Origin of the sequence: Pantoea sp. UYEF8, from assembly GCF_040546285.1 — a bacterium.
Taxonomy (GTDB): Bacteria; Pseudomonadota; Gammaproteobacteria; order Enterobacterales; family Enterobacteriaceae; genus Pantoea; species Pantoea brenneri.
In genome coordinates, this window is sequence record NZ_JBEPNM010000004.1 from 469,685 (window position 1) to 494,048 (window position 24,364).

Genomic DNA, 24,364 nt, shown 5'->3' on the forward strand with positions numbered 1-24,364 from the left:
CGAATTACGGCCTTGTAGTTGAAATTGAAGCGGTAAACCACTGCTGAATATTGCTCATGGCAGCGTGCGAAGTATCCAGAATCGGCTGTGGATAGACGCCCAGCAGCACCAGCAGCACCACCAGAACCCCGATGGTCAGAAACTCACGCGGCGACATGCCCGGCAGCGGATCTTTCGATTTCGCTTCGCCATAGTAAGCGCGCTGCATCATCACCAGCGAGTAGACCGAGGCGAACACCAGGCCAAAGGTGGCGATGACGATAATCACCGGCACCACCTGGAAGCTGCCGGTCAGAATCATAAATTCGCCGACGAAGTTACCGGTGCCCGGCATCCCGAGGTTAGCCACGGCAAAGAACAGCGACAGGCCAGGGATCCATTTAATCCGTGACCACAAGCCGCCCATCTGACGCATGTCACGGGTATGCAGACGCTCGTACAGCTGACCACACAGGATGAACAGTGCTGCGGCTGACAGGCCGTGCGCAATCATCTGCACTACCGCACCCTGGAACGCCAGCTGGCTGCCGGTGTAGATCGCAATCAGCACAAAGCCCATGTGCGAGATTGAGGTGTAGGCGATCAGACGTTTGATGTCGGTCTGCGAGAACGCCATCCAGGCACCGTAGAAAATACCGATGATGCCTAACCACATGGCAATCGGCGCGAACTCGGCGGAGGCGTTCGGGAACAGCGGCAGGCTAAAGCGCAGTAAACCGTAAGCCGCCGTCTTCAGCAGAATACCGGCCAGGTCGACCGAACCTGCAGTCGGTGCCTGACTGTGTGCATCAGGCAACCAGCCGTGCAACGGAACCACCGGCATTTTCACCGCGAAGGCGATAAAGAAGCCCAGCATCAGCAGATACTCGACACCGCTCGACATTGGCGTTTTCAGCAGCTGCTCGTAGTTAAAGGTCCAGACGCCGGTGGCGTTGTAGTGGACGAAAACCAGTCCCAGAATCGCAATCAGCATCACCAGACCTGACGCCTGGGTATAGATGAAGAATTTGGTGGCGGCGGTAATACGAGTTTTACCGTCAGAGGCTTTATGACCCCAGAGCGCGATGAGGAAGTACATCGGCACCAGCATCATTTCCCAGAAGAAGAAGAACAGGAACATGTCGATGGCAAGGAACACCCCGATCACGCCACCCAGAATCCACATCAGATTCAGGTGGAAAAAGCCCTGATACTTTGAAATCTCATTCCAGGAACAGAGCACCGCCATCAGGCCGAGCAGGCCGGTCAGTACCACCATCAGCAGCGACAGACCGTCGATGGCGACATGGAAGCTGATGCCGAAGCGTGGGATCCACGGTACGGAGAAACTTGACTGCCACTGCGGAATGCCCGCTGCCTGCGTCAGTGAATAGCCTCCCTGCAACCAGAGTTGCAGCGAAAGCGCCAACGTCAGCCCCATGGTGATCAGTGCGATCCAGCGTGGCACCTTCGCGCCGAGGCGCTCGGTCAGCCAGCAAATCAGACCACCGACGAAGGGTATGATAATTAGCCAAGGTAATAACACGGCACACTTCCCTTATATTTCCTTTTCTGAGCTATCTTACTTGCCATTTTCACCCCCGGCAGTGCTCACAATCCTCACATACCTCGGTATGCTCCGGTTGCTGTGCGCTGGCGGTGATGAAACTGGCGACGACGATAACGCTCATTACTCAGGTTATTTTGACATTCTTCGTTGGGGTGAGCTAACCCACCCCGCTCATCAATCTTTAAATCACCAGCATCAGGGCCAGCACGACCACGGCACCGACACTCATCGACGCAACGTACCAGCGCAGGTACCCGTTTTCACTGACCACCAGACCTTTATTGGCGATACGTGAGAACAACGCGGGCAGGTTCATCAGGGCATTCAGTGGATCACGTTTCAGCAGCCACGCAATACCGAGGTAAGGTTTGACGAACACTTTGTCGTAAAGCCAGTCGAAGCCCCATGCAGCGAACCACCAGGTACCGAAGAAACGGCCCGGCGCACTGTTAGCGATCTTCGTTACCAGCTCACGTTTGCCCAGCCACAGCGCGGCAGCGATCAGAATGCCGACCACAGCGACCACGCCAGAGGTGATTTCAAGTCCCACTTTACCGGCTTCACCAAACTCATTGGCAGGCAGTACGCCAGCCAGTGGCGGCGTAATCAGCGCGCCGATGAAGGTGGAAAGCAGCAGCAGCACAATCAGTGGCAGATGATGGGTAATGCCTTTACCGGCATGCGCATGAATTTTCTCTTCACCATGGAACACGATGAAGATCATGCGGAAGGTGTAGATAGAGGTCAGGAAAGCGCCCACCAGACCGGCAACCATCAGGTTGATGTGACCGTTGGCCAGTGCGCCAAACAGGATCTCATCTTTACTGTAGAAGCCCGCGGTAATCAGCGGCAGCGCCGCCAGCGCCGCGCCGCCCACCAGGAAGCAGGTATAAACCAGCGGAATGCTCTTACGCAGGCCGCCCATCTTAAAGATGTTCTGCTCATGGTGACAGGCCAGGATCACTGAACCGGAGGAGAGGAACAGTAACGCTTTAAAGAAGGCGTGCGTCATCAGGTGGAAAATCGCCGCATCCCATGCCTGGACGCCCAGCGCCAGGAACATGTAGCCAATCTGGCTCATGGTGGAGTAAGCGAGTACGCGTTTGATATCGGTTTGCACCAGCGCGGCAAAGCCAGCCAGCACCAGGGTAATCGCCCCGATAATGCCGACCAGATGCAACACTTCCGGCGTCAGCAGGAACAGACCGTGACTACGGGCAATCAGGTAGACACCGGCGGTCACCATGGTCGCGGCGTGGATCAGTGCCGAGACCGGCGTCGGACCGGCCATCGCATCTGCCAGCCAGGTCTGCAGCGGTAACTGCGCCGATTTACCGACCGCGCCGCCCAACAGCATCAGCGTCGCCCACTGCAGCATGTGGTTGTCTGCGGCAAAGTGCGCCGGTGCCAGTTCCATCATCTCGCGGAAGTTCAGCGTGCCCAGCTCGTTGTAGAGAATGAACAGCGCGAACGCCAGAAACACGTCGCCGACACGGGTGATGATGAACGCTTTCATCGCCGCTTTGCCGTTGTCCGGATTGCTGTAGTAGAAGCCGATCAGCAGATAAGAGCAGAGCCCTACCCCTTCCCAGCCGAGATACATCAGCATCAGGTTATCGGCCAGTACCAGAACCACCATGCTGGCGATAAACAGGTTGGTGTAGGCGAAGAAGCGCGAGTAGCCCTCTTCACCGCGCATGTACCAGGAGGCGAACATGTGGATGAAGAAACCGACGCCGGTGACCACTGACAGCATGGTCAGCGACAGGCCGTCCAGCGTCAGGTTCACTTTCATATCAAAATTGCCGACATGCATCCAGGTCCAGAGCGCCTGAGTATAAGCCTGCTGGCCGTTGGCGAAGAAGTCGATGCCGACCATCACCGTGGTCAGCGCCGCCAGTCCTACCGATCCCATACCAATAGCGGCCGACAGATTTTCTGACCAGCGACCACGGGAAAACGCTAACAGCAGGAAGCCGATTAGCGGAAACAGTACTGTTAAATAGAGAAGATTCATCCGCGCATCTCGCTCACAGTGTCAATGTTCAGCGTCTGACGACGACGATAGAGCTGGAGCAGCAGCGCCAGGCCAATACTCGCTTCGGCGGCGGCCAGACTGATCGCCAGGATATACATCACCTGTCCATCGGCCTGCCCCCAGTAGCTCCCCGCAACCACCAGCGCTAAGGCGGCGGCGTTAATCATGATCTCCAGGCCAATCAGCATAAACAGCAGATTGCGGCGGATCACCAGCGAGGTCAGACCAAGGACAAACAGCACGGCAGCAAGTATCAATCCATGTTGTAACGGGATCATGCATTCTCCTTTTTCGCTTGCGCTGCGTCAGAAACGCGGTTGCTGAGAACTTCACCCTGACGATCTTCACGACCGACGTGGAACGCCACTACCAGACCCGCCAGCAGCAGCATTGACGCCAGTTCAACCGCCAGCACGTAAGGACCAAACAGGCTGATGCCGACCGCTTTCGCGTCGATAATGGTGCCGTCAATGCCCTGATCGTTAGCGGTCAGGATGGCGTAGACCATGACTACCAGCAGCAACAGCGAGACCAGGCCAGGCCCAATCCACAGTGACGGACTCAGCCACTCGCGTTCCTGCTTCTCAGTCTGTTTGCCCAGGTTCAGCATCATCACCACGAAGACGAACAGCACCATAATCGCACCGGCGTAAACAATGATCTCCAGCGCGCCGGCAAAATAGGCGCCCATAGAGAAGAAGACGCCGGCAATCGACAGCAGCGAAATGATCAGGTACAGCAACGCATGTACCGGATTAGTGTGGGTAATGACGCGCAACGTCGTCAGCACCGCCACCAGCCCGCAAAGATAAAACGCAAATTCCATGCCTTGCTCCTTAAGGTAATAAGCCTTTGACGTCGATAGGCTTAGCTTCATTTTCCGCTTCGCCTTTATCTTTACCGTCAATCGCCATACCCGCCATGCGGTAGAAGTTGTATTCCGGATATTTACCCGGACCCGAGATCAGCAGATCGTCCTTTTCGTACACCAGATCCTGACGCTTGAACTCACCCAGTTCGAAATCAGGCGTCAGCTGAATCGCCGTGGTCGGACAGGCTTCCTCACACATGCCGCAGAAGATGCAGCGTGAGAAGTTGATGCGGAAGAACTCCGGGTACCAGCGACCATCTTTGGTTTCCGCTTTCTGCAGCGAAATACAGCCGACCGGACAGGCAACGGCGCACAGGTTACAGGCTACGCAACGCTCTTCGCCATCCGGATCGCGGGTTAACACGATGCGGCCGCGATAGCGTGGTGGCAGATAAACCGGCTCTTCCGGGTACATCTGCGTTTCACGTTTGGCGAAGGCGTGCAGGCCAATCAGCCAGATACTGCGGACTGTCGTGCCGAAGCCAACGACAATATCTTTTAAAGTCATTTGTTAACCCCTTACTGCGCTGTGTAGAGAATCACTGCGGCGGTCGCCAGCAGGTTCAACAGCGTCAACGGCAGACACACTTTCCAGCCGAACGACAGCACCTGGTCATAGCGTGGACGCGGAAGCGCAGCACGAATCAGGATGAACATCATCATAAAGAACGCCGTTTTCAGGGCGAACCAGATGAACGGCGGCAGGAATGGGCCATGCCAGCCACCAAAGAACAGCGTGACGATCAGCGCCGACACGGTGGTAATCGCCACATATTCGCCGACAAAGAACAGGCCGAACTTCATACCGGCATATTCAATGTGGTAACCATCGGCCAGTTCCTGCTCGGCTTCCGGCTGGTCAAATGGATGACGGTGACACACCGCAACGCCAGCAATACAGAAGGTTACGAAGCCGAAGAACTGCGGAATGATGTTCCACAGGTGCGTCTGGCTGTTGACGATATCGTTCATGTTGAACGAGCCCGCCTGCGCCACCACACCCATCAGCGACAGCCCGAGAAACACTTCGTAGCTCAGCGTCTGCGCCGAAGCACGCATCGCACCCAGCAGCGAGTATTTGTTGTTACTCGACCAGCCAGCGAACAGCACGGCGTAGACCGCCAGGCCCGCCATCATCAGGAAGAACAGCAGACCGATATTCAGGTCCGTCACCATCCAGGTCGGCGAAACCGGCACAATCGCAAACGCCAGCAGCAGCGACACGAAAGCGATAACCGGTGCCAGGGTGAAAATGAAGCGGTCGGTAAACGGCGGGACCCAGTCCTCTTTAAAGAACATTTTGATCATATCCGCCACCAGCTGCAGCGATCCGCCCCAGCCTACCCGGTTCGGTCCGTAACGGTTCTGGAACAGGCCGAGCAGACGACGCTCGGCAAAGCTCATGAACGCGCCACAGGCCACCACCACCAGCAGAATGACGATGGCTTTACCGATGGCCAGCAGAATGTCGATAACATCCGGTGTTAACCAGCTCATTGCGCCGTCTCCTGCAGTTTGTCGATTTTTCCGTTCGCCAGGAACGGCGGTACACCCGGCATGCCCAGCGGCAGGCCAATCTGTCCCGCCTGCAGTGACGCTGAGAAACGGACCGGCAGACGTACGGTTTCACCGGCACAGGTAAACTCAACGGCTGCGCCGTTGTTAACACTCAGTTTCGCCGCATCATCCGGGTTAATCACCAGCATCGGCTGCGCCATGCGCTGCTGGAATACCGGCGAACGCTGTGACATCTCTTCACTGCCAAACAGCTGATAGTAAGGTGCCACGCGCCACTGCGTTTCGCTGACAAACGCCGCAGGGACGTTGCTGAACCACGGCAGCTGGGCGGCGCTGGCTTCAAACAGGCGTACGCCCGGATCGCCATTACGCAGTTTACCGCCCACTTCAACCTGGAATTTGTTCCACGCCTGCGGTGAGTTCCAGCCCGGTGCCCAGGCAAACGGAATCTGCGAACGTGGCGCGCCTGGCTGGTTGTTGCCTTCCATTGAGAAGGCGAACATGGTGTCCTGATCCTGCGGCTGACGCGGTTCGTGCACGCTGATGTTGGCGCGCGCGGCGGTACGGCCACTAGAACGGTGCGGTGAACGCGACAGTTTCTGCCCGCGAATACGGAAGCTGGCATCCGGTGCCGCATCCTTGATGCCGGCCAGCTGTGGCAGATGACTCACCACCGCATCGATCACGTGGTCCAGCTGCGTCCAGTCGACGTGACGACTTTCCAGCGTGCTGTGCAGCGAATGCAGCCAGCGCCAGCTTTCAAGCATCACAATGCTGTTGTCGTAGTAGGAAGGATCGTAAACCTGGAAGAAACGCTGTGCGCGGCCTTCATGGTTAATCGAGGTTCCGTCACTTTCGGCGAAGCTGGCGGTCGATAACACCAGCCCGGCTTTCTCCAGCGTGGCGGTACGCTGATGATCCACCACAATCACGTTGGTGGTCTGTGCCAGTGCCGCATCAACCAGCGCTTTCGGTGCATGACGATAGAGATCGTTTTCCAGCACCACCAGCGCATCGGCTTCACCGTTGCTCAGTTGCCCCAGCGCGCTTTCCAGCGTATTGCCGCCCATCAGGCCAAGACCCACACTGTTGGCATGTCCCGCCAGCAGCGTAATCCCGACATCGGCACCGCGCGCTTTCAGCGCTTTGGCCACGTTGGCAGCCGCTTCGATCATCGCGCTGCTGCCGGAATGGGTACCGGAAATGATTAACGGTTTTTTCGCGCCGGCCAGCGCCTGCACGATAACATCCATCTTGCCGTTCAGTTTGCTGTCGAAATCGGTCACCGCCGGAGCAGTTTCATCCAGCGCGTTGGCGATGGCGAAACCGAGGCGCGCCTGATCTTCAACCGGTGCACGGTAGCTCCAGGCAGCGATATCATCCAGACGGGTTTCATCGACGTTAGTGATAAACAGCGGATGTTTGGCGTTCTGACCGATATTGAGAATCGCTGCAATCTGCCAGTCTGCCACTTTCTGGGCGGCAGCCATGTCGCGCGCTTTGCCTTTAACGGCCTGACGCACTGACAGCGCCACGCGTGCGCCAACCTGGGTCAGATCTTCACCCAGCACCAGCACCGCATCGTAGCTTTCAATTTCGCGCAGCGATGGCGTGTAGATCCCGCCTTCTCGCAGTACTTTCAGCATCAGTTCCAGCCGGGCCTGTTCGCCAGCCGGCATCCCGGTGGAGAAGTTTTCGGCGCCAACCAGCTCACGCAGCGCAAAGTTGCTTTCAACACTGGCGCGCGGCGAACCGATACCAATCACTTTTTTCGCCTGACGCAGCAGATCTGCGCCGGCATTAACTGCCTGTTCTGCGTTCAGCGTCACCCAGTCGTTGCCGCGCAGCAGCATCGGCTGGCGAGGACGATCTTTGCGGTTAACGTAGCCGTAACCAAAACGGCCACGGTCACACAGGAAGTAGTGGTTTACCGTGCCGTTGTAGCGGTTCTCAATGCGGCGCAGCTCCCCGTAACGCTCACCCGGACTGGTGTTACAGCCAACGCTGCACTGCTGGCAGATGCTCGGAGCAAACTGCATATCCCATTTACGGTTATAGCGTTCAGAGTGGGTTTTATCGGTGAACACGCCGGTCGGGCAGATCTCAACCAGGTTACCGGAGAATTCGCTCTCCAGCGTGCCATCTTCCGGGCGACCGAAATAGACGTTGTCGTGCGCGCCATAGACCCCGAGATCTTTGCCGTCGGCATAATCTTTGTAGTAACGCACACAGCGATAGCAGGCGATACAGCGGTTCATCTCGTGAGAAATGAACGGGCCAAGATCCTGATTGCGGTGGGTACGTTTGGTGAAGCGATAACGGCGGAAGCTGTGGCCGGTCATCACTGTCATATCCTGCAGGTGACAGTTACCCCCTTCTTCACAGACCGGGCAGTCGTGCGGGTGGTTGGTCATCAGCCACTCCACCACGCTTTCGCGGAACTCTTTCGCTTCGCCATCGTCGATGGAGATAAATGTGCCGTCAGAAGCCGGCGTCATGCAGGACATGACAAGACGGCCGCGGGTATCTTCGGCATTCTGGAATTGCTTTACCGCGCACTGGCGGCAGGCCCCAACGCTTCCCAGCGCCGGATGCCAGCAAAAATAAGGAATATCAAGGCCCAGAGAGAGACACGCCTGTAGCAGGTTGTCCGCTCCGTTCACATCATACTCTTTACCGTCTACATGGATTGTAGCCATAGTGACATGCTTCCGTAAGGCTCGTCAGAAACGAGCGTTAATCAAATTCTTACCCCGACACACTGCGATTATCGGGGCGGCGGCACCAGGCCTGATTCCGTGTGCTGCGGCGAATTACCAGCGCGCTTTCAGCAGGTTTGGCTGAATCCCGCCAATCGCGCGGGTATTACCGAACACCTGCGGCGCAATGCCGGCTTCAAACTCTTCACGGAAATATTTAATCGCACTCTGCAGCGGCTCAACCGCACCCGGCGCGTGTGCGCAGAAGGTTTTACCCGGGCCGAGCTGACGGCAGAGTTGCTGTAAGGTTTCGATGTCGCCTGGCTGACCCTGCTTCTGCTCCAGCGCGCGCAGAATTTTTACGCTCCACGGCAGACCGTCACGGCATGGCGTACACCAGCCGCACGATTCACGGGCGAAGAACTCTTCAAGATTACGCACCAGCGAAACCATGTTGATTTCATGATCGACCGCCATCGCCAGCGCGGTTCCCAGACGGCTGCCGGCTTTACCAATGCTGGCAAACTCCATCGGCAGATCCAGGTGCTCATCCGTCAGAAAGTCGGTCCCTGCCCCGCCTGGCTGCCAGGCTTTGAAGCGCAGTCCGTCACGCATCCCGCCGGCGTAATCTTCCAGAATTTCACGTGCAGTAATGCCGAACGGCAGTTCCCAGACGCCAGGATTTTTCACCCGACCGGAAAAGCCCATCATCTTGGTGCCGGCGTCGTCACTTTTCGAGATGCCTTTGTACCAGTCGACGCCGTTTGCCAGGATGGCCGGCACGTTTGACAACGTTTCCACATTGTTAACGCAGGTCGGTTTACCCCATGCGCCCGCACTCGCCGGGAACGGCGGTTTGGAACGCGGGTTAGCACGACGGCCTTCCAGCGAGTTAATCAGTGCTGTCTCTTCGCCGCAGATATAACGACCCGCGCCGGTGTGCACAATCAGTTCGAAGTCAAAACCGGTGCCGAGAATGTTTTTACCGAGATAGCCCGCTTCGGTGGCTTCAGCAATCGCCCGGCGCAGATGCACCGCAGCTTCAATGTATTCGCCACGCAGGAAGATGTAGCCACGGTAAGCCTTCAGCGCAAAGGCACTGATCAGCATCCCTTCCACCAGCTGGTGAGGCATCTGCTCCATCAGCAGGCGGTCTTTATAGGTGCCCGGCTCCATTTCATCGGCGTTACACAGCAGGTAACGGATGTTCATCGACTCATCTTTCGGCATCAGGCTCCACTTCAGGCCGGTGGAGAAGCCCGCACCGCCGCGCCCTTTCAGGCCAGAGTCTTTTACTGCCGCCACGATTTCGTCAGGTGACATGCTGTTTAACGCTTTCTCAGCGCCGGCATAACCGTTTTTACTGCGGTATTCATCAATCCACACCGGCTGCTTGTCGTCGCGCATCCGCCAGGTAAGAGGATGGGTTTCAGCAGTACGAATGATAGTTTTCAATGTCATTGATACTGCTCCAGCAAAGTGGCGATGCCTTCAGGCGTCAGATGCACGTGGGTGTCTTCATCCACCATCATCGTTGGCCCTTTATCGCAGTTGCCCAGACAGCAGGTCGGCAGCAGGGTAAAGCGTCCGTCCGCCGTGGTCTGGCCTGGTTTGATATTCAGATTCTGTTCCAGCGCAGCCTGAATGCCCTGATAGCCGGTGATGTGACACACCACGCTGTCGCAGTAACGGATCACATGGCGGCCAACCGGCTGACGGAAGATCTGGCTATAGAATGTCGCCACGCCTTCCACATCACTGGCCGGAATGCCCAGCACCTCAGCGATAGCGTGAATCGCGCCATCCGGCACCCAGCCGCGCGCTTTCTGCACAATCTTCAGCGCTTCGATTGAGGCTGCACGCGCATCTTCATAGTGGTGTTTTTCGTGCTCAATGGCGTGATGTTCTTCCGCGCTCAGCACGAAGACCTCGTTGGGGTCGATCGTTTTAATGGCAATGTGTTGATCGTGCATAATTAGCGGTCCACGTCTGACATAACAAAATCGATACTACCGAGGTATACGATCAGGTCGGATACCAGGCTGCCGCGGATGACTGAAGGAATCTGCTGCAGATGCGGGAAGCTGGGCGTACGCACGCGGGTGCGGTAGCTCATGGTGCTGCCGTCGCTGGTGAGGTAGTAACTGTTGATCCCTTTGGTCGCTTCAATCATCTGGAAGGATTCGTTGGCCGGCATTACCGGGCCCCACGAGACCTGCAGGAAGTGGGTGATCAGCGTTTCAATATGCTGCAACGTCCGCTCTTTTGGCGGCGGTGTGGTCAGCGGGTGATCGGCTTTGAACGGCCCTTCCGGCATGTTGTTCAGGCACTGCTCAAGAATACGCAGCGACTGCCACATCTCTTCCATCTTCAGCTGGACGCGGCTGTAAGCATCACTGATGCCGGAACCGATTGGGATTTCGAAATCGAAGTTTTCGTAGCCGGAGTACGGACGCCATTTACGCACGTCAAAGTCGAGACCGGTGGCGCGCAGACCAGCACCGGTGGTGCCCCACGCCAGCGCTTCTTCCATGTTGTACGCGGCAACGCCTTTGGAACGACCTACCAGCACGCTGTTACGCAGGGCGGCTTTGTCATATTCCTTCAGGCGCTTCGGCATCCAGTCAAGGAAGTCACGCAGCAGACGTTCCCAGCCTTTCGGCAGGTCGTGCGCCACGCCGCCAATGCGGAACCACGCCGGGTGCATACGGAAGCCGGTAATGGCTTCAACCACGTCATAAATTTTCTGGCGATCGGTAAAGGCAAAGAACACCGGCGTCATGGCGCCAACGTCCTGAATAAAGGTCGAAATGTAGAGCAGATGGCTATTGATACGGAACAGTTCTGACAGCATCACGCGGATCACGTTAACGCGATCCGGTACCACGATACCGGCCAGTTTCTCTACTGCCAGCACATAAGGCATCTCATTGACGCAACCGCCAAGATATTCGACGCGGTCGGTGTAAGGAATGTAGCTGTGCCACGACTGACGCTCACCCATCTTTTCGGCACCGCGATGGTGATAACCGATGTCAGGTACGCAGTCGACGATCTCTTCGCCATCCAGCTGCAGAATGATACGGAAGGCCCCGTGCGCCGACGGGTGGTTAGGACCAAGGTTGAGGAACATGAAGTCCTCATTGGCAGTGCTGCGCTTCATGCCCCAGTCTTCAGGCTTGAAAGTCAGCGCCTCCATCTCCAGATCTTCTTTCTGTTTGGTCAGCGTAAACGGATCGAATTCGGTGGCGCGCGCCGGGTAGTCCTTGCGCAGCGGGTGACCTTCCCAGGTCGGCGGCATCATAATGCGGGTCAGGTGCGGGTGACCATCAAAGGTCACGCCAAACATCTCCCAGGTCTCACGCTCATACCAGTTGGCATTCGGGAAAAGGCGGGTGAGGGTCGGCAGGTGCATATCATTTTCAGATAACGCTACCTTGAGCATGATGTCGCGATTACGTTCAATCGACAGCAGATGATAGAAAACGGAAAAATCCGCAGCAGGTAAGCCTGCGCGGTGGGTACGTAAACGCTCATCCATGCCATGCAGGTCATACAGCATGACGTAAGGCTTGGGTAATTTACGCAGGAACTCGGTGATTTCCAGTAGCTGTTCACGCTTCACCCAGACTACCGGAATACCGGTGCGGGTCGCCTGAACGGTAAAGGCATCCGGCCCAAAACGGTTACGCAACTCGCCGATCACCGGGTCATCCAGGTGATCACGGGTTTGCCATGAAGGCTGAGCGAGATCTTGCGTGGTCAAATCTGTCATACGTTACTCACCATTCCGGCCTGGTCTCAGGCACTCAAATGAAGGCGTCAGGATGGGGCCATGCATTAAATTGTGATGTTCTGCTGCAGGCGCGGTTTGCCATCCATACGGTTAACTTACACTTCGTCCGGGCTACGCAGGTTAGTGACCGCAATGCGCTCACCGCGTTTTCTCTCACGCTCGGATTGCATGTTGGCGCGGTAAACCCCCTGATCGCCGACCACCCAGGAGAGCGGACGGCGCTCTTTGCCGATCGACTCCTGCAACAGCAGCAGCGCCTGCATATAGGCTTCCGGACGCGGCGGGCAGCCAGGAATGTACACATCAACCGGCAGGAATTTATCCACGCCCTGCACCACGGAATAGATGTCATACATGCCGCCGGAGTTAGCGCAGGCACCCATTGAGATCACCCATTTCGGCTCCAGCATCTGGTCATACAGACGCTGAATCACCGGGGCCATTTTGGTAAACGGCGTACCGGCGATCACCATAAAGTCGGCCTGACGAGGCGAGGCACGCATAACTTCGGCACCGAAACGTGCCACGTCATGCACTGCGGTAAACGAGGTCGTCATCTCTACATAACAACAGGAGAGGCCGAAGTTGTAAGGCCACAGGGAGTTTTTACGTCCCCAGTTCACCATGTCGTGCAGGGCATTTTCGAGTTTGCCCATGTAAACGCTGCGATGAACGTGCTGCTCCAGCGGATCGCTGACGATTTCCTGCTTTTGCAGAGGATAACGGTCGTTCTCACCACCGTTCGGGTCTATGCGGGTGAGCGTATAGTCCATCTTATTGCCTCTCTTTTACTGCTTGTGAGGATTGGTGTGACTGATCGTGGTGGTTTTAACCACGACGCGACGACGTGCAGGAGCCCAATCGAGTGCGCCGATGCGTACCAGATAGACTAAGCCCGCCAGGAGCACCAAAATGAAAATTGCGGCTTCCACAAAGCCGACCCAGCCGCTTTCGCGGATTGAGGTCGCCCATGCGTATAAAAAGAGGGCTTCGACGTCGAAGATGACGAAAAACATCGCAACCAGATAAAATTTTGCCGACAGGCGGATGTGGGTATCGCCCACTGACTCGATGCCCGATTCGAACGGCGTGTCTTTATGACGCGCGCGTGCTCTGCCGCCAAGCAGCCATCCTCCGGTCAACATGAAAGCACACAGGCCAAATGCGATGACGATAAATACGATAAACGCCCAATGCTGAGCGATGATTTCGGTGGTAGTTGACATACTCATTGCTTACTCATCAAAAGTGGCGCTGGCATCCTGCACGCGTTTCCCGCAGCAAACTGACCACATCGATTCAAGGGAAGGATAAAAACCTTTTAAACGTCGCTGTTATTCTTAAATAAACAGCAATTTTATGGGGTTTTTTACTCCTTTCTATAACCTTTTGTCAACTTTGACAAAAGTATCCAAACATTATTTCACACCTGCATCATATTATTAACAAATGATGCCCCGCTTTCCAGCTAAATCGCTTCAGTCTGTGGGGTTAATTTTAGTGTAGCGGGTATTTACATGCATGGATCGTGCATTTAACAAACATATTTTGACAGGTATCACTGTGTTTTCCTTCCCCTTAGCAGGGGTATTTTCTTGATCCAGAACACACTTCTGCCCTTTTTGCGTTAAATTTCTCCGTTTTTTAGCACTAGCCGAAACATAACGTCCGTTTTTTTGGTGGGTAAATTTCAGATAGCGCAAAGATGAAATTAATTGCAACCGGTGACTATTGAAAAAGACGATCCAGGGGGAAATTCAGAGGGTCAGGAAGGTAGCGGCAGGCAAAAAAAAGCCTCTCGCTCTGCTTACAGAATGAAAGGCTTTTTTATCGGGGTTTTGATGCGCGCATTCTGCGCATTATTTGCGCAGCATGGAGGCAGCAAAATTATTCTTCGTCATCCAGTAACAGAGTACCGTCAGGATTAGCGCTCAGGTTGTACGGATCGTTGGTGGACTGCATGGCATTAAAGATCGCCAGCGCCAGTTCATTATCGCTGTCAGGATTACGACACAGCAGATACTGCGTATCCGGCAGAACCGGCAGCCCTTCCGCTGCGCCCATCACCCGCAGTTCCGGACTCATCATCTCTACCGGGCGTGCCGTCACACCCAATCCTGCTTTAACCGCAGCACGTACCGCAGCCAGCGTCGACGCGACATACGAAATACGCCATGGGATGCCCGCTTCGTTGAGGTGATCGATCGCCATATCGCGATAAGGGCTTGGCTCATCCAGCAATACCAATGGAATGGCTTCACCACGCTGGAAGATGTAATCCGCCGCGCAATACCACAAGGTTGGCGAGGTGCGCAGCACCTGATAGGTGAAATTGCCCGGGCTGGAGGTGGTGACCACAAGGTCCACTTCGCCCTGATTGAGCATTTCCATCATGAAAGGGTTACGTTTTACCCGTACATCAATCGCCAGTTTCGGATAAACCGAGGTTACGCGGTTTAGCAGGAACGGCAGAATGGTGTCAGAGGTGTCATCGGAAGCGCCAATAGTCAGCACACCCTGAATATTGCTGTACATCAGAGAGGTGCAGGCTTCGTCGTTAAAACGAAGGATTTTTCTGGCGTAACCTAACAGCTGGATCCCGTGCTCTGTTAACAGCTTATTACGTCCATGTCTGGCAAACAGCTCTTTACCTACCAATTGCTCCAGACGTTGCATCTGCTGGCTGACTGCTGACTGGGTTCTGCAGACCGCTGCAGCCGCCGCAGCAAAAGTATTCAGGTCAGCAACGGCAACGAAGGTTCTCAGCAGATCGAGGTCGAGATTCAGTATCGGACGATTTGCATTAGTCATGTTTTTTCTTCACTTATTAGATTTTTACGAACTACTACCCTGGTGTTATTACTAAGCTTATCAAAGTGATAAACAGTAATGGTGCTCAATGACAGTCCTGTGTTGAGACTGACACAAAAAATTTCACGAACGTTTACAGACCGCTGATGACCCCTATAAAGCTAAAGATCCACAGGGTCGGAAGACAGATACAACTTCTGAACCGAAGGCGCGGGGTGCGCGTATGCAGGAAGCTGCGTAGTTGTCTTATTCCCACCCAAAAAGGCCAGGCGGGACAGAATGCGTGATGGGGCGACGCATTAAGCGGAGCGGCCATACACACTAAATAATAAATTATACTTAATCATTTTTGACTTCAAAATGGAAATGATTTTGTGAAAACCGCCGTAAATTTTGTGCTAAAGGCATTTCCAGCACATCCTGGCAGCGTATCGCTTTCTTTTCATCCCGCCGGTAAAAAAAATTTCAGCAGAGAAGCAACAGACGATACGCTGAATTGCGCTTATCTGCTGCCATCCGGCCCTGATCATGTGGCACTTCTCCGGGAATCACAGGGTGATAGCCGCACCAATCTTTAACAGTCTTAAGCCGTAAGTGAAATCGCCCTGCCCTGAACGGTCATTATTTAACCATCAATAAAATATCGTTTAACTATTTCACACAGTGTGTATTTCAAAAGCGAGGAAAGGTTCCGCCGCCATAAGTTCCAAAAATGTTTCATAATGTGCGAAAGGACAGCGGATTCCGCCTCCCATTATTAGCTCAAAATATCGTTTAATCATTCTAATGTGGATAGTTTAACTAATTATTACGTTAACAAATATCTTTTGCACTACACGCGACCGGAAAAGTTGCTGAACGCGCCAAAACCGAGCGGCACCCTTCTTTTGTGTCCGTGAGGAGAGTACATTGTGCTGGTTTGATTTCTGCGGCAGCCAAAAGGATTCTGCCCATTAAGGCGGTAACAATGACTTTTCAGATTGATAAATCCGGTAAGCTGGATAACGTTTGCTACGACATCCGTGGCCCGGTATTGAAAGAGGCTAAACGCCTCGAAGAAGAAGGCAACAAGGTTCTTAAACTGAACATCGGCAATCCGGCGCCGTTTGGCTTCGAAGCCCCTGATGAAATTCTGGTGGATGTGATCCGTAACCTGCCGAGCGCGCAGGGTTATTGCGACTCCAAAGGACTCTATTCCGCCCGCAAAGCGATCATGCAGCATTACCAGGCGCGTGACATGCGCGATGTCACCGTAGAAGATATCTATATTGGTAATGGCGTCTCTGAGTTAATCGTGCAGGCGATGCAGGCCCTGCTGAACAGTGGCGATGAAATGCTGGTGCCGGCACCCGACTATCCGTTATGGACCGCGGCCGTGTCGCTGTCGAGCGGTAAAGCGGTGCACTATCTGTGTGACGAATCGGCTGACTGGTTTCCCGACCTGGACGATATCCGCAGTAAGATCACCCCGCGCACTCGCGGCATCGTCATCATCAACCCGAATAACCCCACCGGTGCGGTTTACAGCAAAGAGCTGCTGTTAGAGATTGTCGACATTGCCCGTCAGCATAACCTGATCATTTTCGCCGATGAGATTTACGACAAAATTCTTTACGACGAAGCCCAGCATCACTGTATCGCCGCTCTGGCACCCGATCTGCTGACCGTCACCTTCAACGGCCTGTCGAAAACCTATCGCGTTGCGGGCTTCCGTCAGGGCTGGATGGTGCTGAACGGCCCGAAAAAACATGCTAAAGGCTACATTGAGGGGCTGGAGATGCTCGCCTCAATGCGTCTGTGCGCCAACGTACCGGCTCAGCATGCGATTCAGACTGCGCTGGGGGGTTACCAGAGTATCAGTGAATTTATCGTGCCTGGTGGTCGTCTGTATGAGCAGCGCCAGCGCGCCTGGGAACTGATTAACGATATTCCCGGCGTCAGCTGCGTCAAACCCCAGGGTGCGCTGTATATGTTCCCGCGCATCGATGCGAAAAAATTCAACATCTTTGACGATCAGAAGATGGTGCTGGATTTCCTGCTGCAGGAAAAAGTTCTGCTGGTGCAGGGCAGCGCCTTTAACTGGCCGTGGCCGGATCACCTGCGCATCGTTACCCTGCCGCGCGTCGATGACCTGGAAATGGCGATCAATAAATTTGGCCGTTTCCTGCAAGGCTACCGTCAATAATCTCAGCCGCGTATACTGACGCTATTTGGGGAGAGCCGGTCTCTCCCCTGTCGGCTCACAGGAACGCTCATGACTCAAAGCCACTTTTTTGCCCACCTCTCCCGCCTTAAGCTGATCAATCGCTGGCCGCTGATGCGCAATGTGCGTACCGAAAACGTCTCTGAGCACAGTCTGCAGGTGGCGATGGTGGCGCACGCCCTGGCGGTGATTAAAAATCTGAAATTCAACGGTACGCTTAACGCCGATCGCATCGCTATGCTGGCGCTCTATCATGATGCCAGCGAAGTGCTGACCGGCGATCTGCCGACGCCGGTGAAGTATTACAACGCGCAGATTGCCCATGAATATAAAAAGATTGAAAAAATTGCCCAGCAGAAGCTGATCGAGATGCTGCCTGAGGAGTTTCAGGCGATCTATCGCCCGTTGATTGATGAGCATCTGCACAGTGAAGAAGAACAGGCGGTAGTGAAGCAGGCCGATGCGCTCTGTGCTTATGTGAAGTGTCTGGAAGAGCTCTCCGCCGGCAATAATGAATTTTTGCTGGCGAAGGCGCGGCTGGAAACGACGCTGGCGCAACGTCGCTCACCGGAAATGGATTACTTCGTTGAGGTATTCATTCCCAGCTTCAGCCTGTCACTGGATGAGATTTCACAGGATACGCCGCTCTGAATCTGGCGGCGCAGTGAGGCTATTACGCCTTGCGCCCAATACTGAACTGGCCGCTGCTCTGTCGGTTGACGATTAACGACTCAAGCGACGACAGCTGCAGCGTGACGTCATTCAGTCGCGGCGTTTCAGCCGGTGCATTGACTGCAATCACCGCACAGCCGGCATTCAGACCGGATAAAATCCCGGCGGGCGCATCCTCAACCACAACGCATGACGTTGCCGCTAAGCCAAGCTTTTCAGCGCCCAGCAGATAAGGGTCCGGTTCCGGTTTGCCCTTTGCCACCTGCTCCGCGGTGATAAACACCGCCGGCTGCGGTAAGCCAGCGGCTTTATGCCGCGCATGCGCCACCGGTACCGAACCTGAAGTGACAATCGCCCACGGGATCTGCAGTTCGTTCAGCGTGTTCAGCAACGCGTGGGCGCCAGGCAGGGCCTGAACGCCATCCGTATCGGCTGCCTCTGCTTGTTCCAGCGCAATAAACTCTGCCTGAATAGCCGCTTCCGGCTGACCAGCCATAAAGTGACGCAGTGAGGTGATCGCCTGTTTGCCATGAATAAACGCCAGGATCTCTTCCGCTGCAATGCCGTGGCGGGCGCCCCACTGGCTCCAGGCACGTTCAACTGCAGGCAATGAATCCACTAAGGTGCCGTCTAAATCAAATAGAAAACCACTGTAGGTCACGCGTCACTCCTCATCAGGCATTAATCACTTGCGCAATTTCATTGGCGCTTAAATGGTACTGTCGCGGACAAGTCTGCCATAAAGCCAGCATGCGTTGATACTTTTCCCACATCGGCGTCTGGGCATTAAAGCCGTGCGTGCCGGAATCAAAATGGGTATAGCGCCCTTCGCTGTTCACCATAAAGCGCACGTAGCCCAGATAGCGCGCTTCGGTTGCGGCATCAAAACCGAGGAACGCCAGACGCCGCTCCTCGAGCGTGCCGCTATCTTTGAGGTTCGACCAGGAGACGTGCAGCGCATGGTGCATCTCCATAATGTCGATGATGGTCCGGCAGGTCTCTTCGCTGAGTTCGCCGAACTCTTTGTCCAGCTCGCGCATCTGCAGCGCGTAGCCGCGTTCGATAATGGTTTGATAGCGGCGGAAGCGCTCGGCATTTTCTGGCTCAAGCATCGCCATGATTTTGTACTGGTTGGTAAGGATCAAACGCTGTGCATGGGTCATTTCCATCATTCACTCCCGGCCAGAGCCGCTCAGGTAACAGACAATGCGGAAATGATCACACAGCGTTAGCGATACGGAAATCTCCGTATCGCCTTTCTTTGATCTGGCTGCAGGTTAACCGGTATTTTAGTCAAAAACCCGGTATAACTCAGAGGTCGTCGAGGAAGGTGCGGTCCAGCTGTTTGAAGGCGCGTTTCAGCACGTCAGCCAGCGCCTGATAGGTTGGTTTGCCCTCAACCGGGGCGATCGCCTGACCCGCTTCTTCCAGCTTTGCGCGGACTTCGTGGAACCAGTTAAGCAAGGTGGGCGGAAGCGGCGTAATAGAACGTTTTCCCAGCCACCACAAGCCCTGCATCGGCAAGCTGCAGGCAAACAGCGCAGTCGCAACTGCCGGGCCAAGCTGACCGCCCATGGCAATCTGCCAGGTTAGCGTGAAAATCGCTAAAGGTGGCATAAAGCGAATGGCAAAGCGCGTCGCTGATGAGACACGGTTTTCAGGGAACACCGGTGCCAGGCGCTTGTCAGCCGGCCAGGTCTTCATATAGTGCTGTCCGCGCTGAAACATCCGGAACCAACTGGTACTGCCCGATTCATTCGCCATGGCTCACCTCAACTAATACTGCAAAGATTAAAAAATAGTTATAACTACACAACTTTACGTGACATCCTTCAATTTTTTTTGTCTTTAAAGGTGACTCCAGCTATTCTGACGCCGTTTCGACACCTTTCTGGCAGCGACCAGCGCCTTTGGGAAGAGGAGAGGTCAGGTTTCGACAAATAAATTTCAAATTTTTGCGTAAAATTACCAAAATTTTTTGCGGAAAAGCAGAATTCTGACTACCGCATGATGTTTATCATTAATCTACCAGCTTTCATGGGCTACGCTGATAGTCTGATTGCGTTTTTTTTAGCCACTCTCTAAAAATAGGTACTTCCATGTCGAGTAAGTTAGTTCTGGTCCTGAACTGTGGCAGCTCTTCCCTTAAGTTTGCCATCCTCAATCCTGCCAGCGGTGACGAATTTTTGTCTGGCCTGGCGGAATGCTTTCATCTTCCTGAAGCGCGTATCAAATGGAAGCTGGACGGTCAAAAACAGGAAGCCCCTCTCGGTGCCGGCGCAGCGCATAGCGAAGCACTGAATTTCATTGTTAAAACCATTCTGGCACAAAAACCAGCGCTTTCGGCACAAATTGCTGCAATCGGCCATCGCATCGTTCACGGCGGCGAGAAACTGACCCAATCAGTGGTGATTACTGAAGAAGTGATCCAGGGCATTAAAGACGCCTCTTCCTTTGCCCCGCTGCATAATCCAGCGCACCTGATCGGTATCGATGAGGCGATGAAAAACTTCCCGCATCTGTCAGATAAGAATGTCGCGGTATTTGACACCGCTTTCCATCAGACAATGCCGGAAGAGTCCTACCTTTATGCGCTGCCGTACAAATTGTATAAAGAGCACGGCGTTCGTCGCTATGGCGCGCACGGCACCAGTCACTATTACGTGACGCATGAAGCGGCCAAAATGCTCAACAAGCCGCTGGCATCGCTCAACATCATTACCTGTCACCTCGGCAACGGCGGTTCGGTTTCCGCGATCCGCAACGGCGAATGCGTTGATACCTCAATGGGCCTGACGCCGCTGGAAGGCCTGGTGATGGGCACCCGCAGTGGTGATATCGATCCGGCGATCATCTTCTTCCTGCACGACACCCTCGGCATGAGCGTTGATGCAATCAACAAGTTGCTGACCAAAGAGTCTGGACTGTTAGGGCTGACTGAAGTGACCAGCGACTGCCGTTATGTTGAAGAAAACTACACCACTAAAGAAGATGCGAAGCGCGCGATGAATGTGTTCTGCCATCGCCTGGCCAAATACATCGGCAGCTACACCGCGCTGATGGAAGGTCGCCTTGACGCCGTTATCTTCACCGGCGGTATCGGTGAAAACGCCGCGATGGTGCGCGAACTGACGCTGAAAAAACTGGCGCTGCTCGGATTCGATGTGGATCACGATCGTAACCTGGCAGCCCGCTTCGGTCAGTCCGGCTACATCAATAAAGAGGGCACCCGCCCGGCGCTGGTTATCCCAACCAACGAAGAGTTGGTCATCGCCCAGGACGCCGCGCGTCTGACCGCGTAATCGCTTCTCTCCGTCAGCTCAGGCTGACGGAGTTGTTTTTGACACCCTGCAATTCCTGAGAGGTTCAATCGTGTCACGTACAATTATGCTCATTCCGACCGGCACCAGCGTCGGCCTGACCAGCGTCAGCCTCGGCGTTATTCGCGCCATGGAACGTAAAGGCGTGCGGCTTAGCGTCTTCAAGCCGATTGCTCAGCCGCGCTCTGGCGGTGATACACCGGATCAGACCACCACCATTATCCGTAAAAACTCGTCGATTCCTGCTGCTGAACCGCTGCAGATGGCACGCGTTGAATCTCTGCTGGGCTCTAACCAGCAGGACGTGCTGATGGAAGAGATCATCTCCCGTTATCATGCCAACACCCAGGATGCCGAAGTGGTGCTGGTTGAAGGTCTGGTGCCGACCCGTAAGCATCAGTTCGCCAACGCGCTGAACTACGAAATCGCCAAAACGCTGAACGCGGAAATCGTCTTCGTAATGGCGCTGGGTAATGACTCTCCGGCACAGCTGAAAGAACGCATTGAGCTGACGCAAAGCAGCTTCGGCGGACAGAAAAATAAAAACATCACTGGCGTGATCATCAACAAACTTAACGCGCCGGTGGATGAACAGGGGCGTACCCGCCCTGACCTGTCAGAAATTTTTGATGACTCGTCAAAAGCCAGCATCGCGAACATCGATCCGAAACAGCTGTTCTCCGATAGCCCGCTGCCGGTATTGGGCTGCGTGCCGTGGAGCTTTGATCTGATCGCTACCCGCGCCATCGATATGTGCCGTCACCTTAATGCACGCATCATCAACGAAGGTGAGATTCAGACCCGCCGGGTGAAATCTGTCACCTTCTGCGCCCGTAGCATTCCGCATATGCTGGAGCATTTCCGTCCAGGATCGCTGCTGGTGACTTCGGCTGACCGTCCGGATGTGCTGGTTGCCGCCTGTCTGGCCGCCATGAACGGCATTGAGATTGGTGCCATCCTGCTGACCGGTAACTATGAGATTGACGAGCGTATTGCCAGACTGTGTGAGCGTGCGTTCCAGACCGGCCTGCCGGTGTTTATGGTAAAAACCAATACCTGGCAGACCTCGCTCAGCCTGCAGAGCTTTAACCTTGAAGTCCCGGCTGATGACACCCAGCGCATCGAAAAAGTGCAGGAGTACGTCGCCAGCTACATCAACGCTGACTGGATTGAGTCACTGACCGCTACTTCGGAACGCAGTCGTCGCCTCTCTCCACCGGCCTTCCGTTATCAGCTGACCGAGCTGGCGCGCAAAGCCGGCAAACGTGTGGTGCTGCCAGAGGGTGATGAGCCGCGTACTGTGAAAGCCGCGGCCATCTGTGCCGAACGCGGCATCGCGACCTGCGTGCTGTTAGGTAACCCGGATGAAATTCAGCGCGTCGCCGCCGCTCAGGGCGTCGAACTGGGCAAAGGCGTCGAGATTGTCGATCCGGCTCAGGTGCGTGAAAACTACGTGCCGCGTCTGGTTGAGCTGCGTAAGAGCAAGGGCATGACCGAAGTGGTGGCGCAGGAGCAACTGGAAGACAACGTGGTGCTGGGCACCATGATGCTGGAGCGTGGCGAAGTCGACGGTCTGGTATCGGGTGCCGTACACACCACCGCTAACACCATTCGTCCACCGTTGCAGCTGATCAAAACCGCACCGAACAGTTCGCTGGTGTCGTCAGTGTTCTTTATGCTGCTGCCTGAGCAGGTGCTGGTTTACGGTGACTGTGCGATTAACCCGGACCCGAGCGCCGAGCAGCTGGCCGAAATCGCCATTCAGTCTGCAGATTCGGCTAAGGCCTTTGGTATCGACCCTCGCGTGGCGATGATCTCCTACTCCACCGGCACCTCAGGTGCTGGCAGCGACGTCGAAAAAGTCCGTGAAGCGACCCGTATTGCGCAGGAGAAACGTCCGGATCTGGTGATTGATGGTCCGCTGCAGTATGACGCAGCGATCATGGAAGACGTGGCGAAATCCAAAGCGCCAAACTCACAGGTGGCCGGTCGCGCCACGGTGTTTATCTTCCCGGATCTCAACACCGGTAACACCACTTATAAAGCGGTACAACGTTCTGCCGACCTGATCTCAATTGGTCCGATGCTGCAGGGCATGCGTAAACCGGTCAACGACCTGTCTCGCGGCGCACTGGTGGATGACATTGTCTACACCATCGCCTTAACCGCCATTCAGTCACAGCAGGCTGAAGGCTAAGCCTCACTGTGTCATACCGGGCATGCCACTGCGCATGCCCTTTTTTTGTCTGCGATACGCCACCGTCGCCGGTTGATATCAGGCCCGGTTCTCGCCGTTACGGCTCATCCACAGCGACAATGCCTTAAGCGAATCGTCGGTAAATTCGTCGCAACGCGCGGTGATTTCATCAGGCGTCATCCAGATAATCTCATCCACTTCCGTTTCCTGCATTGCGAAAGGACCGTGCGATACGCAGCTGAACAGTCCACCCCAGACGCGGCAATGCTCATCTTCGAAGTAGAATTTACCGTGTTCGGCAAACGGAACGTCGGCAATCCCCAGTTCCTCTTCCGCTTCACGTCGTGCCGATTCCAGCATATCTTCGCCGCTCTGCACCACGCCGCCTGCCGTTGCGTCCAGCTTGCCCGGCATAAAATCTTTGGTCTCGGTGCGACGCTGTACCAGAATTTTCCCCATACCGTCATGAACCACGATATAGGTGGCACGGTGACGCAGACATTCAGCACGCATCTGTGCACGTGTCGCCTGAGCAACCACTTCGTTCTCTTCGTTGACGATGTCGACCCACTCGACACCCTCACCCGCAATGTGATCCACCATCCGTAACCCTTTCCTGTTTGGCGTGCCCGGATGCACGCGCTGTTTACCACGTTATTATCATAGTGTGGCGTAAGGTAATCACTTCCG

At 55.0% G+C, this 24,364-nt stretch carries 22 protein-coding genes; 5 read left to right on the forward strand and 17 right to left on the reverse strand.

Going from position 1 to position 24,364, the window contains the following annotated elements; translation table 11 throughout:
* Positions 1-4 precede the first annotated feature (4 nt).
* The 13 genes from nuoM to lrhA all read right to left on the reverse strand — a co-directional run bounded on the left by nuoM (position 5) and on the right by lrhA (position 15,282).
* Entirely contained in the window at positions 5-1,525 is a 1,521-nt protein-coding gene (gene nuoM, locus ABIB18_RS11030) for an NADH-quinone oxidoreductase subunit M (RefSeq protein ID WP_031376229.1), read from the reverse strand.
* Positions 1,526-1,730: 205 nt separating this feature from the next.
* Complete coding sequence (gene nuoL, locus ABIB18_RS11035; protein ID WP_031376230.1) at positions 1,731-3,566, reverse strand: NADH-quinone oxidoreductase subunit L; 1,836 nt, start codon at positions 3,564-3,566, stop codon at positions 1,731-1,733.
* Entirely contained in the window at positions 3,563-3,865 is a 303-nt protein-coding gene (gene nuoK / locus ABIB18_RS11040) for an NADH-quinone oxidoreductase subunit NuoK (protein ID WP_003854236.1), read from the reverse strand. The genes nuoL and nuoK overlap by 4 nt, the downstream gene beginning before the upstream one ends.
* Positions 3,862-4,413, reverse strand: coding sequence for an NADH-quinone oxidoreductase subunit J (nuoJ, locus tag ABIB18_RS11045; RefSeq protein WP_031376231.1), 552 nt, complete (start codon positions 4,411-4,413; stop codon positions 3,862-3,864). Before nuoJ ends, nuoK begins: the two co-directional genes overlap by 4 nt.
* A 10-nt stretch (positions 4,414-4,423) precedes the next feature.
* Positions 4,424-4,966: an NADH-quinone oxidoreductase subunit NuoI gene (nuoI, locus tag ABIB18_RS11050; RefSeq protein WP_031376232.1), complete on the reverse strand. Its 543-nt coding sequence runs from the start codon at positions 4,964-4,966 to the stop codon at positions 4,424-4,426.
* 11 nt (positions 4,967-4,977) lie between these two features.
* A complete protein-coding gene (gene nuoH / locus ABIB18_RS11055) occupies positions 4,978-5,955 on the reverse strand; it encodes an NADH-quinone oxidoreductase subunit NuoH (protein ID WP_046288193.1) in 978 nt (325 codons plus the stop codon).
* On the reverse strand, positions 5,952-8,675 hold the full coding sequence (gene nuoG, locus ABIB18_RS11060) for an NADH-quinone oxidoreductase subunit NuoG (RefSeq protein WP_354474149.1): 2,724 nt from the start codon (positions 8,673-8,675) through the stop codon (positions 5,952-5,954). Before nuoG ends, nuoH begins: the two co-directional genes overlap by 4 nt.
* A 114-nt stretch (positions 8,676-8,789) precedes the next feature.
* Positions 8,790-10,130, reverse strand: a complete 1,341-nt coding sequence (gene nuoF / locus ABIB18_RS11065) for an NADH-quinone oxidoreductase subunit NuoF (protein WP_031376234.1) — start codon at positions 10,128-10,130, stop codon at positions 8,790-8,792.
* A gap of 2 nt (positions 10,131-10,132) precedes the next feature.
* The gene (gene nuoE, locus ABIB18_RS11070; protein WP_046288191.1) at positions 10,133-10,648 is read right to left on the reverse strand and encodes an NADH-quinone oxidoreductase subunit NuoE; all 516 of its coding nucleotides are present in this window, start codon (positions 10,646-10,648) and stop codon (positions 10,133-10,135) included.
* A gap of 2 nt (positions 10,649-10,650) precedes the next feature.
* Complete coding sequence (gene nuoC / locus ABIB18_RS11075; protein ID WP_031376236.1) at positions 10,651-12,450, reverse strand: NADH-quinone oxidoreductase subunit C/D; 1,800 nt, start codon at positions 12,448-12,450, stop codon at positions 10,651-10,653.
* Between the two features lie 116 nt (positions 12,451-12,566).
* Entirely contained in the window at positions 12,567-13,244 is a 678-nt protein-coding gene (locus ABIB18_RS11080; RefSeq protein ID WP_009089012.1) for a NuoB/complex I 20 kDa subunit family protein, read from the reverse strand.
* Positions 13,245-13,259: 15 nt separating this feature from the next.
* The gene (locus tag ABIB18_RS11085) at positions 13,260-13,703 is read right to left on the reverse strand and encodes an NADH-quinone oxidoreductase subunit A (RefSeq protein WP_031376237.1); all 444 of its coding nucleotides are present in this window, start codon (positions 13,701-13,703) and stop codon (positions 13,260-13,262) included.
* A 655-nt stretch (positions 13,704-14,358) separates the two neighbouring features.
* On the reverse strand, positions 14,359-15,282 hold the full coding sequence (gene lrhA, locus ABIB18_RS11090; RefSeq protein ID WP_021509211.1) for a transcriptional regulator LrhA: 924 nt from the start codon (positions 15,280-15,282) through the stop codon (positions 14,359-14,361).
* A 374-nt stretch (positions 15,283-15,656) separates the two neighbouring features.
* Between lrhA and ABIB18_RS11095 the strand changes: the two genes are divergently transcribed.
* The 3 genes from ABIB18_RS11095 (at position 15,657) to yfbR (ending at position 18,136) form a co-directional block, all read left to right on the forward strand.
* Positions 15,657-15,860 carry a hypothetical protein gene (locus tag ABIB18_RS11095; protein WP_354474150.1) on the forward strand — a complete coding sequence of 68 codons (204 nt, stop codon included), beginning with the start codon at positions 15,657-15,659 and terminating at the stop codon, positions 15,858-15,860.
* Positions 15,861-16,249: 389 nt separating this feature from the next.
* Entirely contained in the window at positions 16,250-17,467 is a 1,218-nt protein-coding gene (locus ABIB18_RS11100) for a pyridoxal phosphate-dependent aminotransferase (RefSeq protein WP_046288189.1), read from the forward strand.
* Between the two features lie 69 nt (positions 17,468-17,536).
* Entirely contained in the window at positions 17,537-18,136 is a 600-nt protein-coding gene (gene yfbR, locus ABIB18_RS11105) for a 5'-deoxynucleotidase (protein WP_031376238.1), read from the forward strand.
* A 22-nt stretch (positions 18,137-18,158) separates the two neighbouring features.
* Here yfbR and ABIB18_RS11110 read toward each other — a convergent pair whose 3' ends face one another.
* The 3 genes from ABIB18_RS11110 to yfbV form a co-directional block, all read right to left on the reverse strand.
* Positions 18,159-18,818, reverse strand: a complete 660-nt coding sequence (locus ABIB18_RS11110; protein ID WP_031376239.1) for a sugar phosphatase — start codon at positions 18,816-18,818, stop codon at positions 18,159-18,161.
* Between the two features lie 13 nt (positions 18,819-18,831).
* Complete coding sequence (locus ABIB18_RS11115; protein ID WP_031376240.1) at positions 18,832-19,326, reverse strand: YfbU family protein; 495 nt, start codon at positions 19,324-19,326, stop codon at positions 18,832-18,834.
* 142 nt (positions 19,327-19,468) lie between these two features.
* Positions 19,469-19,921, reverse strand: a complete 453-nt coding sequence (gene yfbV / locus ABIB18_RS11120) for a terminus macrodomain insulation protein YfbV (RefSeq protein ID WP_031376241.1) — start codon at positions 19,919-19,921, stop codon at positions 19,469-19,471.
* A 335-nt stretch (positions 19,922-20,256) separates the two neighbouring features.
* On the opposite strand from yfbV, the gene ackA reads away from it, so the two are divergent.
* Together ackA and pta are read left to right on the forward strand one after the other, a co-directional pair.
* On the forward strand, positions 20,257-21,459 hold the full coding sequence (gene ackA / locus ABIB18_RS11125) for an acetate kinase (protein ID WP_031376242.1): 1,203 nt from the start codon (positions 20,257-20,259) through the stop codon (positions 21,457-21,459).
* A 70-nt stretch (positions 21,460-21,529) separates the two neighbouring features.
* On the forward strand, positions 21,530-23,674 hold the full coding sequence (gene pta / locus ABIB18_RS11130) for a phosphate acetyltransferase (RefSeq protein ID WP_072050970.1): 2,145 nt from the start codon (positions 21,530-21,532) through the stop codon (positions 23,672-23,674).
* Between the two features lie 78 nt (positions 23,675-23,752).
* Here pta and yfcD read toward each other — a convergent pair whose 3' ends face one another.
* Positions 23,753-24,277, reverse strand: coding sequence for an NUDIX hydrolase YfcD (gene yfcD / locus ABIB18_RS11135; RefSeq protein WP_031376244.1), 525 nt, complete (start codon positions 24,275-24,277; stop codon positions 23,753-23,755).
* Between the last annotated feature and the right edge of the window lie 87 nt (positions 24,278-24,364).

Excerpts from the sequence above, each read along its gene's own strand:
- nuoL (WP_031376230.1), bottom strand. The coding sequence starts at position 3,566 with ATGAATCTTCTCTATTTAACAGTACTGTTTCCGCTAATCGGCTTCCTG.
- nuoK (WP_003854236.1), bottom strand. The coding sequence starts at position 3,865 with ATGATCCCGTTACAACATGGATTGATACTTGCTGCCGTGCTGTTTGTC.
- nuoJ (WP_031376231.1), bottom strand. The coding sequence starts at position 4,413 with ATGGAATTTGCGTTTTATCTTTGCGGGCTGGTGGCGGTGCTGACGACG.
- nuoI (WP_031376232.1), bottom strand. The coding sequence starts at position 4,966 with ATGACTTTAAAAGATATTGTCGTTGGCTTCGGCACGACAGTCCGCAGT.
- nuoH (WP_046288193.1), bottom strand. The coding sequence starts at position 5,955 with ATGAGCTGGTTAACACCGGATGTTATCGACATTCTGCTGGCCATCGGT.
- nuoG (WP_354474149.1), bottom strand. The coding sequence starts at position 8,675 with ATGGCTACAATCCATGTAGACGGTAAAGAGTATGATGTGAACGGAGCG.
- nuoE (WP_046288191.1), bottom strand. The coding sequence starts at position 10,648 with ATGCACGATCAACACATTGCCATTAAAACGATCGACCCCAACGAGGTC.
- nuoC (WP_031376236.1), bottom strand. The coding sequence starts at position 12,450 with ATGACAGATTTGACCACGCAAGATCTCGCTCAGCCTTCATGGCAAACC.
- ABIB18_RS11080 (WP_009089012.1), bottom strand. The coding sequence starts at position 13,244 with ATGGACTATACGCTCACCCGCATAGACCCGAACGGTGGTGAGAACGAC.
- ABIB18_RS11085 (WP_031376237.1), bottom strand. The coding sequence starts at position 13,703 with ATGAGTATGTCAACTACCACCGAAATCATCGCTCAGCATTGGGCGTTT.
- lrhA (WP_021509211.1), bottom strand. The coding sequence starts at position 15,282 with ATGACTAATGCAAATCGTCCGATACTGAATCTCGACCTCGATCTGCTG.
- ABIB18_RS11100 (WP_046288189.1), top strand. The coding sequence starts at position 16,250 with ATGACTTTTCAGATTGATAAATCCGGTAAGCTGGATAACGTTTGCTAC.
- yfbR (WP_031376238.1), top strand. The coding sequence starts at position 17,537 with ATGACTCAAAGCCACTTTTTTGCCCACCTCTCCCGCCTTAAGCTGATC.
- ABIB18_RS11115 (WP_031376240.1), bottom strand. The coding sequence starts at position 19,326 with ATGGAAATGACCCATGCACAGCGTTTGATCCTTACCAACCAGTACAAA.
- yfbV (WP_031376241.1), bottom strand. The coding sequence starts at position 19,921 with ATGGCGAATGAATCGGGCAGTACCAGTTGGTTCCGGATGTTTCAGCGC.
- ackA (WP_031376242.1), top strand. The coding sequence starts at position 20,257 with ATGTCGAGTAAGTTAGTTCTGGTCCTGAACTGTGGCAGCTCTTCCCTT.
- yfcD (WP_031376244.1), bottom strand. The coding sequence starts at position 24,277 with ATGGTGGATCACATTGCGGGTGAGGGTGTCGAGTGGGTCGACATCGTC.